The following is a 17,735-nucleotide window of genomic DNA, read 5'->3' as shown; positions in this document are numbered from 1 at the left end:
CCCCTTCTGCAAGGCGCTTTTTTTCGGCCCTGCGTTATGGTGGCCGTGCGTAGGGCACCTTCGGGTGCGCCGGGTCCTAATCACCGGTCTACTAACCTGCGTGCGGCCGCCACCCCGTTTAGTAGCGATGGTGTTGGCTCTCTAACGTCGATTAGGAGTTTAACCATGAGCAAGTTTGTTACAGAAGAACCAGCGTTATTTGCCGTTGATCCCGATACCAGTTTTGAAAGCGCCCTGATCCATACCAGCAGCTTGTTGCACTGTGCATCAGTCACCGCCCAACAAGCCGGCGACCAGTTGGATGGCCCGCCTCGGGCACTAGTCATTTCAGTAATGCACCTGGTGGATATGGCACGCGTAATGGTTGACCGGGCGGTGGATTGTTTACAACCGCGTTAAGGATAACGATCGTTCCCGCGCAGAGCGAGGGAACGATCTCCCATACGTCTAGCACACTAGCTACCGGAACTGACCTACAACCCAAGGGGACGCAGCTGACTTACCCGTGTTCATCATTTCACCTCTTATAAAAAAACAACTTCCTTGGTTGCATAAAAATAAGAGGTCACCCGCAATGAGCGATCCAACAAGCCCTGTTCGCATAGCTGTCGTACAGTTCGATCCCCAGGTGGGAATGGAAAACCGGGAGCGCAACCTGCGTCATAGCCTTGAGCTGGCGACGGAAGCAGTGAGCGGCGGTGCCAATCTGATCGTGCTGCCAGAGCTCTCAAACTGTGGTTACTTTTTCTCCAGCCGTCAGGACGCGTTTGACCACGCCGAGGCCATTCCGGGTGGGCCGACTGTGCAAGCCTGGACAGATTTCGCCTGCAAACATGAGGTGTATCTGGTCGCAGGCCTCAGCGAAATTTCCGCTATGCAGCTGTTCAATACGGCTGTATTGCTGGGGCCGGACGGCTTTATTGGCAAGTACCGCAAGGCCCATCTGTGGAACCTTGAAAAGCTCTGGTTCACTCCCGGCGATACAGGATTCCCCGTTTTCGAAACACCCATAGGCCGTATTGGCCTGTTGATCTGCTGGGACATTTGGTTTCCCGAGGTGCCACGCATCCTCAGCCAGCAAGGCGCCGATATTATTTGCAGCCTCAACAACTGGGTGTGGACCCCGCCTCCGTTGTTCGACGACGCGGGGAAGTGCATGGCGTCGTATCTCACGATGACCGCCGCCCACGTCAATAACGTGTTTATCGCCGCCGCCAGTCGTATCGGCGAGGAGCGCGATGCGCGTTACCTGGGATGTTCGCTGATTGCCGGTACCAACGGTTGGCCCATTGGCACGGTGGCTTCGGCGAATCGGCAAGAGATTCTGTTTGCCGATGTTGACCTCACCAGTGCCCGCAGTGCGCCGATCTGGAACAGCCTCAACGATTTGCAGCGCGACCGGCGCGCGGATCTTTACGACCAGATGCTTGGGTATACCCAACACCGCGCCCTGCCACGCTGACCGGAGGGCGCACCATGGAAACCCTTTTGCAAAAACCACGCTCAGAACGCTCCCGGGCCGATAACATTGTTATCGCCTTGGGGGTTGCCAGTGCATTGCTGATCCTGTGGATAGCGTTTGCTTACCCTTGGCCGGGCTACGTCGATATGCTCACCAACCTTCCACAGCCCAGTGCCTGGTTGCGCTGGGTGTTGGGGGATATCAGCGAAGTCGCGTTCTACAAACATGAACTGGCTTCAGTCGGGCTGCTGGGCGGTGCATATCTGGCTTGGTGGGCCAGCCGCACGGGCAAGTCCTGGCAGGGCTTTGCTATCTCGTACGGCACAGGACTGTGGCCGTGGCTGGTAACCAGTTCGTTACTCGGCTTGCTGCTGAGTAATGCGTTATGGGGCTGGACCGTGACCACCGACACATGGCAGCCGACGTTTGCGGCGTTTGTTTCACTGCCAGCGGCAATGGTGCTGATGTTCGGAGGTGGCTGGAAAGTGACGCTCAACGGCGCCGTACTGGGAGCCTTACTGGTCACGCCGATGTGTTTGTTGATCGTCAATTACGTCTGCATGCCGCTGGGCTTGCCGGTGGTGATCGGAAATGTGCTCGGGATGGCGGTTGGCAGTGTGATTGCCTTTGTATTGTGCCGTCGCGTGCCGGCCCTGGTACGAAGCGATTACACAGCGCCGCAAAGGCCCGCCCCGTTACCGCCACCGACTTATGGTGTGGTGTGGAGCGTGCGGAGGGTATTGGCTGATTTTTCCGAAGCGCCGTTCTTCGGCAATGAACTGGCCAGCCTTGGCTTGCTGGCGGGGGTGTTACTGGCTTACGCGCTGAACCCGGTGAGCCCGGCCTATGGATCCGGCCTGATACTGCATCTGATCGGCGCGCAAGCGCTGACGTCAGCACTGGGCGTGGTGATCTGGCGACATCAGTGGATCAAACGCGGCTGGTATCCCACGTATGTCCCGCTGGTATCGGTGGTCCCGGCAGCCGTATTGACCCATGGTGGTAGCTGGATGGTGATGGGGACCAGTGCGTTGCTTGGCGCGCTGATCGCGCCGCCACTGGCCTGCGCAATTGCAGAACGGTTACCACCGCACGTTCATCCTTATCTCGGCAACATAATCTCCATGGCGTTGAGCACCTTGCTGATTGTGCCATTGGTGGGATGGTTGGCCGTCTAACTCCCCTCTCCTACACCGGGCAAAGGACTGCCCGAGCAATCACAGCCAATGCCAGAACCGGCTCCAGAACCCACGCCCCAGATCATTCTTGCAGCCCGCATATTGCGCCGCGTACATCTGCGAACGCGCCTGCACCTTCCCCGCCACCGGCATCAGCCAGGCTTTGCTCGCGTAGGTACGCTGACGGTAACCGCCCCAGCCTTCGTGGTAATTCAGGTACTGGCCGTAGGCGTCGTATTTGTAAACGCCGTTGATGGTGTAGGTCTTGTCCATGTACCAGCCGACAAAGTCGATGGCGTCGTCAAAGTCCTGGCGACTGGCACCCGTGCGGCCGGTGCTTTTCTGGTAGTCGCTCCACACTTCATCCTTGGCCTGGGAGTAACCGGAGGCGGTAGACACGCGGCCCCAGGGGATGATCCATAACAGGTATTTACGCGGGGTCTTGGCGTCCTGTCGAAAGCCCGATTCTTGATACATGATCGCGAACGGCACCTGGATCGGCACGCCCCAGCGCGCCTGGGTAACCTTGGCGGCGTCGTACCAATCGTCCTTTTCGCGGAAGATGCCGCAGATGTCGTTGGGGGTGCGGGGTGGCGAGGTGCCGCATCCCGCCAATAAGGCGGTGAGTAGCAACAGCCCTGCGGTTTTTCCTGCGTTCAAAAGCTCACCGTCTCGTCGTGAGGATAAAAGGCGGGCAGTTTACTCGTTCATCGGGATTGATGCAGAGGTGAAAGCAACACGAATCCTGTGGCGAGGGAGCTTGCTCCCGCTGGAGTGCGAAGCGCTCCCGGACCGGTTGACGCGCTATGCCCGAGGCACTGCGATCATCGGTTTTGGGGCGGCTGCGCAGCCCAGCGGGGGCAAGCTCCCTCGCCACATTTTGGTGGGTGGTTCAGGCAGGTCAGGTTTGCGTGACGACTGCCGTCAATTCCAGCTCGAGCAGACCGTTGCCGGGCAACCCCGCCACGCCCACCGCCGAACGCGCGTGCCAGCCACGTTCGCCGAACAGCTCGATCAACAGTTGCGACGCGCCGTCGACCACTTTGGAGAAGCCCTGGAAACCTTCCCCGCCTAACACAAACCCGCGAACGAACAGGATGCGCTCGACATTCTCCAACCCTACCGCCTGGTCCAGCACGCTCAAGGCCCGCAGCACACAGGTCTGCCCCGCTTCGTTGACCAACTCCATTGGGGTCTGGTCCGTCACCGGCCCGGTAATCACGCTGTTACCCTGCCGACAAACCTGCCCGCTGACATACGCCACGCCACCCTGAATCGTCACCGGCACGTAGTCCCCCTTGGGGCTCGGCGCCTCGGGTAATTCCAGCCCGAGGGCTTGCAGTTTTTCGCGCACGCTCATGCCGGCTCCTCGACAAATTCCACATGCCCCCCCAACCAGCAACCTTGCACCTGGCCCGCCTCATCCCGGCGAAACCGCAGGGAAATTTGCGAAGGTCGGCCCATGGCCCGCCCCTGGCGGATGTGCACCGGGCGATCATCCGCCGTCACCAGGCCATTCTCCAACAAGCCAAACGCCAACGCGGCAGCCGCGATGCCGGTGGCAGCGTCTTCCGGGTAACCCGAGGACTTGGGAAACTGCCGCGCATCAAACTGTCGGCCTTCCAGATCCGATGGCGCATAGGGGTACAAACCGGTAGAGCCGATTCGTTCGCACAGTTGCTGCATCCGCCGGTAATCCGGTTTCAGGCTATCCAGTACCGCCACGCTTTTCAGCGCGATAAGGGTTTTCACCCGGCTGGTGCAAGCGTTCTGGATCGGCAGCGGCGCCAGTTCGTTGGAGGTGATGCCGAGTACGGACAGAATCTCGGCCTCGACATCAGCGTCGTTCAACGCCTCGACCCGGCCCTTGGGCTGGCTGATTTCCACCTGGATATCCGGGGTGCCCGCAGCGGTGATCCGCGCATCCACCGGACCGCTCAGTGTCGATAACGTCAGGCGGTCCTTGTGCAGCATGCCCAGCCGATCCAGCAGCCACACCGCACCCACGGTGGCGTGGCCGCACATTTCCATTTCATGGTTGGGCACCCAGAAGCGCAACGCAAAATCAAACTCGCTGCCGGCCGGTGCGGCAAATACAAAGCCGCATTCATGGCCATAATCGCGGGCCACTTGCTGCATGTCGGCATCGCTCATGCCATCGGCGACGGCCACGGTGGGCGCCGGGTTGCCGCCACGGGCGGTGGCGGGGAAAACATTGACCAGGTGAACCTCGGGCGTCATTTCGCCTCTCCCTGAAGGGTGGAAACAGTCGGCGCCACGGCGTCGACAATGGAGTTGGTGTAGACCTGCTGCGCGTCGAGTTTTACCGGCTCGCTCTCCACAGCGTTCATGAAGCGGATGTTTTTCTCAACACCCTCGTTCTCGATTCGTGGCGTGGACGGGTAGGACGGCAGCGAAGCAGCCCAGGCGGCATTGAAGATGGCAGCGTCGGTGTGGGCGAAATACGGGCGCACCGATTCACGGGCCTTGTCCGGGTCGCTGGCGATCAGGTGCTCGGCGCGCCATAGGGCACGGACCATTTTCTCGGCCGTGGCCTTATTGTTGGCCAGCCAGTCTTCTCGGGCAATCATCGCGGTGAAGAGGAAGCCGTCCAGGGGTTTGTATTCGCCCTTGGCCAGGTCCATCAGCACAAAACCGCCCTGCTTTTCAGCGGTAGTGATGGTGGGTGGCGACAGCGAGAAGCCGTTGATGCTGCCTTGGGAAAACGCCGCAAGCATGTTTGGCGCGCCGCCGATGGGCATGATGGTGAAGTCTTTATCCGGGTTGAGGCCGGCGTCCTTGGCCAGGTAGCGCACCAGCATGTCGGTGGTGCTGCCGGGGCCGGTGACGCCGATCTTCAAACCCTTGAGGGCCTGGGCGCGGGCGGCCAGGGATGAGGTGGCCGACACGCCGGCCTTTTGCGCCGAGGCACCGTCGATCACCACGGTGCTGCCGAACTGGGTTTGCACGGCGGCGAACGCCTGGACGTTCTGGCCCTTGGTGCGGGCGCGCACCGCGACGGCGGGCAAGCCGACATACGCATCCGCGTCGCGGCCGAGGACAGCAGTCAGCGCCGCCGAGCCGCCTTTCTGGAACACGATCACTTCGACATTCAGGCCTTCTTCAGCGAAGTAGCCTTGCTTTTGCGCGACGTAGATCGGCACATAGAGAAAGCCTTCGCTGGGGAATGCCAGGGTGACTTTGGTCAGGTCCTGGGCCTGCGCTGCTGGCATGAATGAGGCAAGTAAAACGCTGGCAATGAACAATGGTTTGAACATGATCAAGCTCCACAAAAATGAGGGGTTAAACCGCGACTTCACGTTCCGCTTCGTTGGCCTTCCACGGCATCAACTTGCGCTCGGCCAGCTTCACCGCCGTGTTCAGGATCAGCGCCAGCGCGATGATCCCCACCAGCGCGGCAAACACACCGGCAGTGTCGAACTGCGAGGCCGCATCCGAGAGCAGGTAACCCAGGCCCCGGTTGGCGGCGATAATCTCGCCCACCAGCGCGCCAATCAGTGCATAGGGCACCGACAAGCGCAGGCCGGTGAACACCCAGGTGAAGGCCGAAGGGATCACCACCATGGTCAGCAGGTCACGCTCCTTGGCGCCCATCAGGCGCAGGATGGTCAGTTGCTCGCGGGAGACGTTGCGCACACCGCTGTAGGTGTTGAGGAACACCAGGAAGAACACCACGGCTGCTGTCAGGATGACTTTCATCGGCAGGCCGATGCCGAACCAGAGGATGAACAGTGGCGCCAGCGCGACTTTCGGCAGGCTGTAGAAGGCGGTCAGGAACGGGTCGAGAATATCCGCCAGCAGCTTGGCGCGGCCCAGCACCAAACCGGCGATCAAACCTGCGAGGGAGCCGAAGAAGAAGCCCAACACCGCCTCCAGCGTGGTGATGCCGGCGTGGTAGAAAAACACCCCGTTCATAAGGATTTTCCACAAGCTTTGCGCCACCGCCGAGGGCCGGCTGATGAAGAACTCCACGCCGAACCAGCGCGAAACGCACTCCCAGAACACCAGCAGGAAAATCAGGAACAGCAAGCGATAGACCTGGATCATACGACCTCCAGCGAGTGAGCCAATGAGGCGGGATCGGCAGCACCGGCGACGTCGGGCGCCAGGCGTTTCCAGAGGGCGGCGCAGAGTTCCACGTAGCGTTGGTCGGAGCGCAATTGCACCAGGTTACGTTCACCGCTCAGGGGAATATCGAGCACGTGATCGATGGTGCCGGGGCGGCCGGCGAACACCACGCAGCGGTCCGCCAGCGCGATGGCTTCATCGACATCGTGGGTGACGAACAGCACGGTCTTGTTGAGCTTGCGGCACAGGCGCAAGAGTTCGGTCTGCAGGGTCAGGCGCATCTGCGCATCGAGGGCGCCGAAGGGTTCGTCCATCAGCAGGGTTTCCGGGTCGCTGGCCATCAAGCGCGCCATGGCCGCGCGTTTGCGCATGCCGCCGGAAAGCTGGTTGGGGTAGCTTTCGCCAAAACCGGTGAGGCCCACCAGCGCCATCAGTTCCTCGACGCGACTGTCGATCCGGGCCTTGGGCATGCGGCGGATTTGCAGCGGCACGGCGATGTTGCCGGCCACGGTGCGCCACGGCAGCAAGTGGTCGGCCTGGGTCATGTAGCCGACACGGGTGTTGACGCCCTTGACCTCGGCGCCGTCGTAATGCACCTGGCCCTCCGTGGGGCCGAAGAGCCCGGCGGTCATGTTGAGCAAGGTGGACTTGCCGCACCCCGAAGGTCCGACCAGGGTGATGATTTCGCCCCGCTGAACTTCAAGCGTTACATTGCGCACGGCCACAAACTGGCGGCCCTCGACTTTGAAGCTTTTTTGCACCCCAGCGAAGCTGATAAAGGGTTTTGCACTCACCGCCCCTCCTCGTCCGGTAGGCCGGACTTGTTTGTTGTTGACGGGGTGAGGATGAACGGATGACAGATTTGCGGCGCACGGGATCGGGCCGAATCATGCGCGGGATCGGGACATCAAAAAAGTTGAAGCGGTATCAGCCGCGGCGCCACTCATCCGGCGACACGCCCAGCACCCGGCGAAACACATGGGCCAGGTGGGACGGTGATTCATAGCCGACGTTATTGGCAATCTCCAGCACCGACATGCGCGTGTGTCGCAACAAGGTCTGGGCGCGCTCCAGGCGCAGGCGCTGGACATACGCCAGCACCGTTTCGCCGGTGTGCAGTGCGAACAGCCGGGTCAGGTGGCGGCGCGACATATGAAACGTCTCGGCGATTTCATCCAGCCCCGGCGCATGTTCGAGATTGCCTTCCACGTACGCCTTGACGTCACGCACCAGCATGGCGCCGTGGCGCTCGGTAGAGGAGCGTTGCAGGCTCGGCTGGCTGAGGGAAATTGCCAGGCATTCAAGCAGCAGCAAGTGATCGGCCTGGGCCACCTGGCGGCGGCGGTCAACATACAGGTCGGGTTGGCTGAAGGCTTTTTTTGCCAGGAGCAAATGATGCAGCGGCGCGGAGGTTTGCCAGATGCCCAGGGTGGGCACGCGCAGCAGTCGGTTGGCGTCACCGGACAGGTCACGCAAGGCGTAGTGCATGTAGTCGGGGTCGACGTAGAACGCCACGTGGCCTTGGCTTGCGGTGAGAGACGAAGAGGAATGGCTGGATTGCGGCGGCACCAGGACGAACTGGCGGTCGATCACCGAGGTGGTGCGCCCGCTTTCTTCGTCCTTGAAACGCAACAGGCCATGCTCGGGCACCATCAGCATGAATTCATCATGGGCGTGAGCCCCGGTTTCATAGGCGCCGTTGGAGTTGAAGACGCTGTAGATTTCACGCATCGCCAGGCACTGCCAGTAGGTGTTGAACTACTGACACTAGCATGTTTGGTGCCAGCAAAGCATCGTGGCGAGGGAGCTTGCTCCCTCACCACATAAAGCACCTCACATCATGATCAAGCCAACGGTACCCGACGGGTAGAAATCGCCAGGCGACCTACACCAAAGCTCAACGCCGCACCCAAAAGCAACATCAACAAGGTGCTCCACGCCGCGCGGGACAGTTGCTTGGCCGCCACTTCACCGGCTTCACGGGCTTTCTGTTCAGCCTGTTGCTTGAGCTCGTCAACCTTCTGCACTGCTTGCTGGTAGGCCTGGGCATAGTTGTCGACGATCTGGGTGGCTTCAGCCTGGCTCTTGCCGGTACGGGCGGCAACGATGTTGACCAGCGCCTGCTTGTCCGCTGCGTTCAGCGCCGGCTCACCGGACGCCTTGACCCGTTCGAACCATTGCTTCAATTCATCGCCGGCCTGGGCGGGGTTGGTCGCCGCGTCGTTGGCCGATTGCTTGCCATCGGCAGTTGCCTGGTCGGCCTTCTGCTCAACGTTGGCAGGGTCCAATTCAGGCTTGCCGCTCTGCTTGAGCAACGTGTCGAGTTGGCCTTGCAAGCTGTTCCAGTCCAGGTTGATGCCCTGCTCGTTCAATTGTTGCTTGACGCTGTCACTGATGCCCGGCGCCACGGCGGCGATACCGCTGCCAGCAGCCGACAGGCCTTTGCCGACGACATTACCCGCCGCACCCACAACGCTGGTGGCCAGCGCGGCGAGCAACCAGGTGGCCAGCAAGGTGGTAATGGTCCAGCTCAACACACCATGCAGGCCGCCGCGATCCGGCGCGGTACGCCCGGCCACGAATGCACCGGCGCCGATTGCGAGCAAGGTGGACACAAACAGCCAGATACCGGCACCGGTGCCAAAACCGCTCAACGGGTTACCGGCTGCCATCGGGTTCACCGCACTGGCGCCAATCGCCGTGCCGAGTACGCTCAACACCAGGTACGTCACCAGGGCAATTGCACTGCCGGCCAATACCGAACCCCAGGAGACGCGAAACAGCGAGCGATGATTTTCATAGACAGTGGTCATGGTCGATCCTTTGAACAGTGAGTAGGCGGCCAGTGTGGCGAGGCACCTACCCTGCGGTCTCGGCACAATTGCACTAGGCGCGCTGGTGCATTCGCACCCTGCGGCGGGCAGTTTGTCTGCACTATCCTGAGCACCGGGTGTCGTACTCCCTATGCGTCTGACACCGCGCCTCCAGGGGCACAGGTGCCCTCAATATTGGAGAAACCATGAGCCAGGCCGTCCTCGCCAAAGAAACCAACCGCCGCCAACTGCAACAGATCATCTCCGGCTTGTCCGATGGCGTGATCCTTGCCGAGGTCGACCAGACCATCCTCTGGGCCAATGAGGCCGCCCTGCTGATGCATGGCGTGGAAAAAGTCGAGGCGCTGGGAGCCAACACCCAGGAATATGCCGCACGTTTTGCCCTGCGCTACCGCAACAACCACCCGCTGTTGCTGGAGAATTACCCGTTGAGCCGGGTGGCGAACGGTGAAGAATTCAGCGACGTGGTGGTGGAGGTCACCCCCACCGGCGACCAGGACAAGACCTGGGTGCATCGCCTGCGCAGCCTGGTGCTTGACGATGCAGCCGGTGAGCCGGAGTTGCTGGTGTTGATTTTGAGCGACGCCACCGAATGGGCCAGCGCCGAACAACGCTTCGAGAAAACCTTCAACGCCAACCCCGCACCGGCGGTGATCTGCCGCCTGAGCGACCTGCGCTATATCAAGGTCAACCAGGGCTTTTTGGAAATGACCGGCTACAACCGCGACCAGGTAATCGGCCGCTCGGTGTATGAGTTGGATGTGTTGGAGCAGGCCGAAAACCGCGAGCTGGCGATCCAGCGCCTGGCAGACGGTGCGACCATTCCGCAGATGCAAGCCGAACTGAAACTGCCCGAAGGCGGCAGCAAACTGGTGATTGTGGCCGGCCAGCCGCTGGACATGAACGAGGAAGACTGCATGCTGTTTTCCTTCACCGACCTGGAGCCCCGGCGCAAGGCCGAAACCGCCCTGCGCCAGAGCGAGGAACGCTTTGCCAAGTCATTTCGCCTGACGCCCGTGCCGACCCTGGTGTGCAACGCCGCCAACCGCCAGGTGGTGGACATCAACGAAGCCTTCATGACCATCACCGGCTACACCAGTGAAGAGCTGATCGGCAAGTCCATCGAAGACATCGACTTTATCGACAGCCCCCAGGCGAGCACGCAGTTGTTCACCACCCTGGAAAACGCCGGCAACCTTGACGGGCTCGACCTGAAGATCCGCAAGAAAGGCAACGAGGTGATCGACTGCGTGCTGTCTGCCGACACCGTCAGCATCCAGGACGTGCCCTGCTACCTGCTGGTGCTGATGAACATCACCGAACGCAAACGCTCCGAGCTGGAGCTGGTGGCGGCGATCGAGGAAGTGATGCAGGACGCCTCGTGGTTCAGCCAGACCCTGATTGAAAAACTCGCCAATGCCAAGAGCGTCAACAGCCCCAACGTGCCGAACATCTCCTTTACCGACCTCACCGCCCGCGAGCGCGATGTGCTGGGGCTGATTTGCGAAGGCCTGGCCGACAAGGAAATTGCCTCGCGCCTGAAGCTGGCGCCCAACACCGTGCGTAACCATGTGGCCACGGTGTACTCCAAGCTTGGGGTGCATAGCCGCAGCGCAGCCCTCGTGTGGGCCCGGGAGCGCGGGCTGTTTGCCGGTGAATTGCGAGTTAAAAAAACCAGATAGAGTGCAAATGCACTAGCGCGCCCGGTGCAAATTCGCCTTATTGCGCGCGGGTGCACTGCTTAACCTTGAAGGGTGGGCACAGGGCTTTGGGTCCTGTGCCGTGAGATCTCATGCCCTTCAAGGAATCCGTCATGAAAAGCGAACAAGTCAAAGGCGCCGTCGAAAAAGTGGCCGGCAAGGCTCAAGGTTTTCTGGGTGACCTGACCGGTGACGAACGCCTCCAGGCCGAAGGTGTGGCCCGTCAGGCCGCTGGCCAATTGCAGCAAACCTACGGTGACGCGCTGGACACCGTCGGTGATTTTGCCAAGCAAAAACCCCTGGCGACCGTTGCGCTTGTCGCCGGTGTCGGCCTGCTGCTGGGCCTCTTGCTGCGCCGGCGCTGAGGAGAGCTTCCATGTTTACGCTCTCTCAACTGCGCAACTGCATTGAAGAGGCCCTGTCGCCCCTGACCTGCGAGTTCACCCTGTGCCGCGATGCATCGTTGACCCTCAAAGTCTTCGACGCCGAAAGCGGCCGGGTGGACCTGGTGGTCACCGGGATCAGCGTCAACAAGCTGCAAACCCCGCAGGAAGTGGAAAAGATGGTCGACGAGTTGCGCTACGAGCTGCAGAGCAACACGGTTGGCAAGCTCACGCTGGATGACTTGCCTTCAACGACGCCCCGATAAAGTAGAACACGCCTCCCCCAACGATAAACGCTGCCAACATGTAGAACATGTAGTGGGCCGGCAGGCTGGCCAGCACCAGCCCGCACAACACCGGCCCCAGGGCGGCGCCGAGGTTGGAGAGGTTTTGCGCGCCGTAGTACATGCCTCGCAGGTGGTCTGGGGCGATGCGGTCGATAAACATGTACTCGGCCGGAAACACCACGATTTCGCCCACGGTGAAAATCGCCATCGCCAGGATCCACCACCACACGTTGCTCGCCAGGGCAAAACCGATCACCCCCAGCATGAACATACCCAGGCCGAAGATCAGCCATTGGCTCAGGTAGCGGTGGGAGATCCGCCGGCCAATCGCGTATTGCAGGGCGATCACCAACACGGCGTTGGTGGTGAGTACGGCACTGATGATGGTGTAGGTGTATTCGGCGGTGGTAGTGGTCACCAGATACTGCGAGAGGTACGCGGTGAACTGGCCGAACACCACCGCACTGAGCAGCCCGCCGACGGTAAAGCACACCAGCCGATGATCGCGTAGCAATACGCGGCCCACGGCGAGGAACGACACGGGCTTTTGCGTGGAGTCGACGGTGGCCAGCGCGCGGTCGCCCCAGCGCCAATACAGCACGAAAAATCCAAAGCCCAGGGCGGCCGACAGGACAAACGGCAAGCTGATATCGAGCTTGGCCACCAGCGCGCCAAAAAACGGCCCTACCGCATAACCGATATTGGTAAGGGTGTACTTGATGGAAAACGCTTCGCTTCGCGCATCTTCCGGCAACAGGCTGGCAAACCCGGACTTGATCGCAATATCGATCACCGCATACGCCAGGTTGATCAGGATCAGGCAGCTGTAGAACGACCAGATTTCCCGGGCCAGCACCGTGCCGATAAACCCCAGGGCAAACACCACGCTCAAGCTGAGGAACAGCCGATAGCTGTTGATGCGGTCTACCAGGAAGCCACCGTACACACTGAGCAGCGAACCGACGATCAACGAACTGCCGATTACCAGGCCGACCTGGCTGATGTCGAGGGAAAACTGGTGGGTGAGGTAAATGACCAGGTACGGAAACGTGATGGCTTTGGCCAGCGTGAGGATCAGCGTGGCCGACAACAGCAGGTTCACGGTACGTGGGTAATTTTTTAGCGTGGCAAGCATCCTGCTCTCATTCTTTTCAAGGTAAGGGGCCGTTGCAGCCCGCAAGCAGCTCTACCTTAACGCAAGATGAGACGGAATAAAGGCTATTTTATGCATTTATGCAAAAATCAAATGCAGTGGGATGAGGACGCAATTGCTCACCCCACTGCAGGCTTTATTTCTTAACCGGTGTGATGTCCAGAATCGTGCCGTTGGTGGTCTTGAGCAACACGTACTTGTCGTTTACACGAGCCCACTGGCTGTCCTCTTCTGGCTGTTTGAGGCCATGTTTTTTCCAGTCGGCGATGGCTGATTCCTTACGCATCAGGATGTCTGGCGCGCGGTCGCCCGTCTTGAGGTCGCGGGTATTGATATTCGAAGGCTGCACGGTGGTTTGCGCGGTATCAGCAGCCTGGACGGCAAGACTCGCGCCACACAGGCTCGCGGCAACCAGCAGGCAGGCAACAAGGGATTTGGACTTCATGGGCACTTCCTTCAATGAATAACGCGTAAACATTCCGACCGCAGCCGCGTGGAATCATTCAGCGTCGTGATGGAGGCGGCAGATGGATGGGCGGCCAGCGACCGGGTCGGCGATTAATCAGATAAGATTGGTTCTTTTTCCAGCCGCTCAGGAATTCCAATGACTGGTACCCACGTCATCATCATTTTCGTGACCGTTGTCACCTTGCTCGCGCTTTATGTATTCGGCACCTACAGGGAACTGGGGGCCCTGCTCGATCGCTGCAAAAAAGCCTTCGGCCAGTTCAAAGAGGCCGAGCAATACCTGGCGGCGGCGCAAAATGCCTCGTCACCCGCTGCGGAAATCGCCAGCCTGGAAAGCCGCGTCGCGTTCACCCGCCAGCTCTTCCACGACTCGGTTAACAACTACAACACCTACAAGCACAAATCGCCGACCTCGGTGGTGGCCGAGCTGCTCGGGCATCGTGATGATGTAAGCCTGTCGGGGTTTGAGGATAAGCCTACGGCCTGACCTGCCGACGCTCACATAGGTGCACGCTGACGTGTCGGCGTGCCCTGATGAAATACCATCTGCCACTGCCCACCGCTCTCGCGCCACACCGAACTGCGCAACGACTCCCCTGCTGCATTTGCATCCGTCGCCGCCCGTTGGCAGCGATACGTCACTAACGCCACGCCTTCGGCCAGCACCTTCAATGCAAAGTCACTGATGCTACGGGCTGAAAACACCTCATCCTGCAGCCCCTCGATCACCTCGGCCTTGCTGCCCCATACATTGCCACTGGCGCCAAATTCGACGAAATCATCCGCCAGCAGCACCGACAACCGCGTCGCATCTGCACGGGTGGTGCATTGGTGCAGCTGCTGTTCCAGGCCGCGTAAATGCTCTGATAACTCCATACCCATTGCCCTTGTGAAATTAATCCTGTAATTTTTCATGAAATTTCTTGATAAAAATTTCACGGGATCCCCATGGACAAGCAAGAAGAACTCGACGCGCTGGCGATCCTGATCCACGACCTGCGCAAGCACAAGAAGCTCACCCTGGCGCAACTCGCGCAAAAGATCGAGCGCTCCGTGGGTTTTCTCTCCCAGGTTGAACGCGGCCTCTCGCGCCCTACAGTGGCCGACCTGACCGCCATCAGCCACGCCCTCGGTGTGCCCACTACCTATTTCTACAGCCTGTCCAAACCCAAGGCGGTGAACTGGGTCACCCGCCCCAACGAGCGGCGCACGGTGTATTACGCCAACGGCATCACCGACATCCTGGTGTCGCCCAGCATGCACGGCGCGTTCTCGATGCTCGACAGCCTGCTGGCACCCGGCGCCAACAGCGGCGAACAGACCATGAGCGACCGCGCCGAACAGGCCGGTTATGTGCTGGAAGGCGAGTTGACGCTGTGGGTCGAGGGCGAGGCCGACTCGGTCACCTTGCACCCGGGCGACAGCTTCCACCTGGCCAGCTTTGCCCATTGCCGCTACGGCAACCTGACCGACCTGCCAGCCCGCGTGCTGTGGGTCTACAACTGAAGGCACACCAAGGAGCGTCACCCGTGAAAAGCCATTCCTCCACGCTGCTGGCCGAAGTCCGGACCTTTCGCCAGAACCATCCCGAGGTGCGCTACGTCGACTTGATTGCCCTGGATATTCCCGGGCATTTCTACGGCAAGCGCTACCCGGTGGAGATGCTGGAAAAGGTCGCCGCTGGCAGCCCGCTGAAGCTGCCGCAAAACGCGGTGCTGCTGGGTGCACAGGGCGGCCTGTTCAAGATCGGCGACTACTGCTTTCACGACGGCGACCCGGACGCCAACCGCCGCCTGGTGCCCGGCACCCTCAAGCCGGTGAGCTGGGAAGCGCAGCCGCTGGGGCAGATGCTGATCACCTCCGACGGCACCGAAGCGCCGATTGAATTCGAACCTCGGGAAGTGCTGGCCAAAGTGCTGGAGCGCCTGCACCGCAAGGGTATTCACCCAGTGGTCGCGTTTGAGCTGGAGTTCTACCTGTTCGATAAAAAGCTCAGTGGCGGCCTGCCGCAATTCGCCCGCGACCCGCTGAGTGATGACGCCGACGACCAGCCCAACCTGCACATCGAGCGCCTGTCGCGCTTCGCCCCGGTGCTGGATGACATGGTCGAGACTGCCAAGGCCCAGGGCATCGACATCACGGTAATCACCGCCGAACTGGGCCCTGGCCAGTTTGAAATCAATTTCGGCCACCTGGAAGACGGCCTGCGCGCCGCCGACTGGGCCGCCCTGTTCTGCCGCAGCACCCGTGGCGTGGCCCTCAAGCACGGCTATCGCGCCAGCTTCATGGCCAAGCCTTACCTGCACCATCCCGGCAGCGGCATGCACGTGCACGTCAGCCTGTACGATGCGGCGGGCAATAACCTGCTGGCGGCCCACCAGAAGCAACCGTTGCGCCACGCGGTGGCCGGTTGCCTGGAACTGCTGCCGCACTGCATGCCGATCTTCTCGCCCAACCACAACGCCTTCCGCCGCCTCGGCGGCACGGTCAATGCGGCCACCCGCGCGAGCTGGGGGTTTGAGGACCGCGACGCGTGCGTGCGAATCCCTGAATCGGACCCGCGCAACCTGCGCATCGAACATCGCCTGGCCAGCGCCGATGCCAACCCGTACCTGGTGTTGGCGGCAATTCTGGTGGGGCTTGAGCATGGCCTTGAGGCTGGCAAGGAACCCATCGCCCCGCTGAATGAAGACCGCAACAGCGGTGCGGATTTCCCCGTGGAAATGCTCGAAGCAGTGCGCGCCATGCAGCATCAGCCGACGTTGCGCGAAGGACTGGGCGCAGAGTTTGTCGACGTGTATTGCGAAAACAAACGCCAGGACCATCTGGCGTTCCAGCAGGAAATTCATGCGCGGGAATATCGCTGGTACCTCTAACCCCCCACCTCCTCCCGTAGCAGCTGTCGAGCCTGGGCGAGGCTGCGTTCGCGGTGTGTCTGATACACCGCTGACGCAGCCTCGCCCAGGCTCGACAGCTGCTACGACGTGGGGCGTGCGATATCAGGTTTTGCATGTAATCTGATGGCCAACTTCATCTGCGGACTTGCCCATGACCGAACAAAGCGCCCCGGCCCTGAAGGAAATCTTCAACGCCGAACGCCTGCAGCACATCGCTACCGAAATGAGCGCGGTGTACCCGGCGTTCGACGCCAAGGGGTTTCTCAAGCACGCCAAGGCCGGGCTGGCGGACCTCTCGGTGATGCAGCGCATGGCCCGGGTCAGCGAAAGCCTGCATGCCGTGATCCCGCTGGATTATCCGCAAACCCTCAAGTTGCTGTACGCCCTGGCGCCCCGGCTGAACAGCGCCTTTGTCAGCCTGTTCCTGCCCCACTACGTCGCCAGCTACGGCGGCGAAGACTTCAAGCGCTCCATGGCCGCGCTCAAGTATTTCACCACGTTCGGCTCGGCCGAGTTTGCCGTACGGCATTTTTTGCTCAGGGATTTCGAGCGCACCCTGGCGGTGATGCAACAGTGGTCGCTGGATGACAACGAACACGTCAGGCGACTTGCCAGTGAAGGTTCACGGCCAAGGTTGCCGTGGTCGTTTCGCCTGGCCGAGGTGCAGGCAGACCCGAACCTGTGTGCGTCGATCCTCGACAACCTCAAGGCCGACAGCAGCCTGTACGTGCGCAAGTCGGTGGCCAACCACCTTAACGACATCACCAAGGACCACCCGGATTGGGTGCTGGGCTTGATCGAAGGCTGGTCGCTGGATAATCCCCACACGGCGTGGATCGCCCGTCATGCGTTGCGCAGCCTGATCAAGCAAGGCAACACCCGGGCATTGACGATCATGGGTGCGGGGGCCAGGGCCGAGGTGAAGATTCATCAACTCAAGGTCGAGCCGGCGGTGATTAACCTGGGGGAACGGATCAACCTGTCGTTCAGCCTGGAATCGATGGCCGGTACCTCGCAGAAATTGGTGGTCGACTACGCCATCGACTATGTGAAAAGCGCCGGACACAGTGCGTCCAAGGTGTTCAAGCTCAAGGCGTTTACCCTGGGTGCCGGGGAACATCACGCGATTAGTCGTGGCCAACATATTCGTGAACTGACCACGCGCAAGCACTATCCCGGCAAGCACGCGGTGCATGTATTGGTGAATGGGGAGCGGTTGGGCAGTGTTGAGTTTGAGCTGCTGAACTGACGAAGTTCTCCACAACAAAACCTATCAACTGTGGG

At 60.6% G+C, this 17,735-nt stretch carries 21 protein-coding genes; 10 read left to right on the top strand and 11 right to left on the bottom strand.

The genetic code is table 11. From position 1 onward, the window contains the following. Positions 1-165 precede the first annotated feature (165 nt). The 3 genes from ACZRN6_RS24005 to ACZRN6_RS23995 all read left to right on the top strand — a co-directional run bounded on the left by ACZRN6_RS24005 (position 166) and on the right by ACZRN6_RS23995 (position 2,640). On the top strand, positions 166-399 hold the full coding sequence (locus ACZRN6_RS24005; RefSeq protein WP_464009001.1) for a DUF6124 family protein: 234 nt from the start codon (positions 166-168) through the stop codon (positions 397-399). A 175-nt stretch (positions 400-574) separates the two neighbouring features. Next, positions 575-1,462, top strand: coding sequence for a nitrilase family protein (locus ACZRN6_RS24000; RefSeq protein WP_464009015.1), 888 nt, complete (start codon positions 575-577; stop codon positions 1,460-1,462). A gap of 14 nt (positions 1,463-1,476) precedes the next feature. After that, complete coding sequence (locus tag ACZRN6_RS23995; protein WP_464009000.1) at positions 1,477-2,640, top strand: hypothetical protein; 1,164 nt, start codon at positions 1,477-1,479, stop codon at positions 2,638-2,640. 39 nt (positions 2,641-2,679) lie between these two features. Here the strand turns inward: ACZRN6_RS23995 and ACZRN6_RS23990 are convergent, their stop codons facing one another. The 8 genes from ACZRN6_RS23990 to ACZRN6_RS23955 all read right to left on the bottom strand — a co-directional run bounded on the left by ACZRN6_RS23990 (position 2,680) and on the right by ACZRN6_RS23955 (position 9,542). Beyond that, positions 2,680-3,300 carry a transglycosylase SLT domain-containing protein gene (locus tag ACZRN6_RS23990; protein WP_322145776.1) on the bottom strand — a complete coding sequence of 207 codons (621 nt, stop codon included), beginning with the start codon at positions 3,298-3,300 and terminating at the stop codon, positions 2,680-2,682. Positions 3,301-3,541: 241 nt separating this feature from the next. Further along, a complete protein-coding gene (locus ACZRN6_RS23985) occupies positions 3,542-4,000 on the bottom strand; it encodes a RidA family protein (RefSeq protein WP_464008999.1) in 459 nt (152 codons plus the stop codon). Continuing rightward, positions 3,997-4,881, bottom strand: a complete 885-nt coding sequence (locus ACZRN6_RS23980) for a PhzF family phenazine biosynthesis protein (RefSeq protein ID WP_464008998.1) — start codon at positions 4,879-4,881, stop codon at positions 3,997-3,999. The genes ACZRN6_RS23985 and ACZRN6_RS23980 overlap by 4 nt, the downstream gene beginning before the upstream one ends. Then, positions 4,878-5,918, bottom strand: coding sequence for an ABC transporter substrate-binding protein (locus ACZRN6_RS23975; RefSeq protein WP_464008997.1), 1,041 nt, complete (start codon positions 5,916-5,918; stop codon positions 4,878-4,880). The genes ACZRN6_RS23980 and ACZRN6_RS23975 overlap by 4 nt, the downstream gene beginning before the upstream one ends. Before the next feature lie 25 nt (positions 5,919-5,943). After that, positions 5,944-6,708 (bottom strand): ABC transporter permease, encoded by a 765-nt coding sequence (locus ACZRN6_RS23970; RefSeq protein WP_008435867.1) that lies wholly within the window; start codon positions 6,706-6,708, stop codon positions 5,944-5,946. Next, positions 6,705-7,523, bottom strand: coding sequence for an ABC transporter ATP-binding protein (locus ACZRN6_RS23965; protein WP_464008996.1), 819 nt, complete (start codon positions 7,521-7,523; stop codon positions 6,705-6,707). The genes ACZRN6_RS23970 and ACZRN6_RS23965 overlap by 4 nt, the downstream gene beginning before the upstream one ends. Before the next feature lie 133 nt (positions 7,524-7,656). Next, positions 7,657-8,460 (bottom strand): AraC family transcriptional regulator, encoded by an 804-nt coding sequence (locus ACZRN6_RS23960; protein WP_464008995.1) that lies wholly within the window; start codon positions 8,458-8,460, stop codon positions 7,657-7,659. A 113-nt stretch (positions 8,461-8,573) separates the two neighbouring features. Continuing rightward, positions 8,574-9,542, bottom strand: a complete 969-nt coding sequence (locus ACZRN6_RS23955; protein WP_464008994.1) for a hypothetical protein — start codon at positions 9,540-9,542, stop codon at positions 8,574-8,576. Positions 9,543-9,748: 206 nt separating this feature from the next. Between ACZRN6_RS23955 and ACZRN6_RS23950 the strand changes: the two genes are divergently transcribed. The 3 genes from ACZRN6_RS23950 (at position 9,749) to ACZRN6_RS23940 (ending at position 11,912) form a co-directional block, all read left to right on the top strand. Beyond that, entirely contained in the window at positions 9,749-11,245 is a 1,497-nt protein-coding gene (locus ACZRN6_RS23950; RefSeq protein ID WP_322145783.1) for a helix-turn-helix transcriptional regulator, read from the top strand. Between the two features lie 131 nt (positions 11,246-11,376). Then, the gene (locus tag ACZRN6_RS23945) at positions 11,377-11,628 is read left to right on the top strand and encodes a CsbD family protein (protein WP_322145784.1); all 252 of its coding nucleotides are present in this window, start codon (positions 11,377-11,379) and stop codon (positions 11,626-11,628) included. A gap of 11 nt (positions 11,629-11,639) precedes the next feature. Beyond that, positions 11,640-11,912, top strand: coding sequence for a DUF1652 domain-containing protein (locus tag ACZRN6_RS23940; protein WP_322145785.1), 273 nt, complete (start codon positions 11,640-11,642; stop codon positions 11,910-11,912). Here ACZRN6_RS23940 and ACZRN6_RS23935 read toward each other — a convergent pair. Together ACZRN6_RS23935 and ACZRN6_RS23930 are read right to left on the bottom strand one after the other, a co-directional pair. Further along, positions 11,875-13,068 carry an MFS transporter gene (locus tag ACZRN6_RS23935; protein WP_464008993.1) on the bottom strand — a complete coding sequence of 398 codons (1,194 nt, stop codon included), beginning with the start codon at positions 13,066-13,068 and terminating at the stop codon, positions 11,875-11,877. The genes ACZRN6_RS23940 and ACZRN6_RS23935 overlap by 38 nt on opposite strands. Before the next feature lie 154 nt (positions 13,069-13,222). Further along, positions 13,223-13,531, bottom strand: a complete 309-nt coding sequence (locus ACZRN6_RS23930) for an RcnB family protein (RefSeq protein ID WP_322145787.1) — start codon at positions 13,529-13,531, stop codon at positions 13,223-13,225. A gap of 159 nt (positions 13,532-13,690) precedes the next feature. On the opposite strand from ACZRN6_RS23930, the gene ACZRN6_RS23925 reads away from it, so the two are divergent. Beyond that, positions 13,691-14,041 carry a LemA family protein gene (locus tag ACZRN6_RS23925; protein ID WP_464008992.1) on the top strand — a complete coding sequence of 117 codons (351 nt, stop codon included), beginning with the start codon at positions 13,691-13,693 and terminating at the stop codon, positions 14,039-14,041. An 11-nt stretch (positions 14,042-14,052) separates the two neighbouring features. On the opposite strand, the gene ACZRN6_RS23920 is transcribed toward ACZRN6_RS23925, so the two are convergent. Next, complete coding sequence (locus ACZRN6_RS23920; RefSeq protein WP_464008991.1) at positions 14,053-14,493, bottom strand: nuclear transport factor 2 family protein; 441 nt, start codon at positions 14,491-14,493, stop codon at positions 14,053-14,055. A gap of 9 nt (positions 14,494-14,502) precedes the next feature. On the opposite strand from ACZRN6_RS23920, the gene ACZRN6_RS23915 reads away from it, so the two are divergent. The 3 genes from ACZRN6_RS23915 (at position 14,503) to ACZRN6_RS23905 (ending at position 17,700) form a co-directional block, all read left to right on the top strand. Further along, entirely contained in the window at positions 14,503-15,060 is a 558-nt protein-coding gene (locus tag ACZRN6_RS23915; protein WP_322145790.1) for a helix-turn-helix domain-containing protein, read from the top strand. A gap of 23 nt (positions 15,061-15,083) precedes the next feature. Next, complete coding sequence (locus ACZRN6_RS23910; RefSeq protein WP_464008990.1) at positions 15,084-16,430, top strand: glutamine synthetase family protein; 1,347 nt, start codon at positions 15,084-15,086, stop codon at positions 16,428-16,430. 172 nt (positions 16,431-16,602) lie between these two features. Next, complete coding sequence (locus ACZRN6_RS23905; protein WP_464008989.1) at positions 16,603-17,700, top strand: DNA alkylation repair protein; 1,098 nt, start codon at positions 16,603-16,605, stop codon at positions 17,698-17,700. The last annotated feature ends 35 nt before the right edge of the window (positions 17,701-17,735 follow it).

The organism is Pseudomonas sp. A125 (genome assembly GCF_055409485.1).
This window is presented reverse-complemented; position numbering and strand designations above follow the sequence as displayed.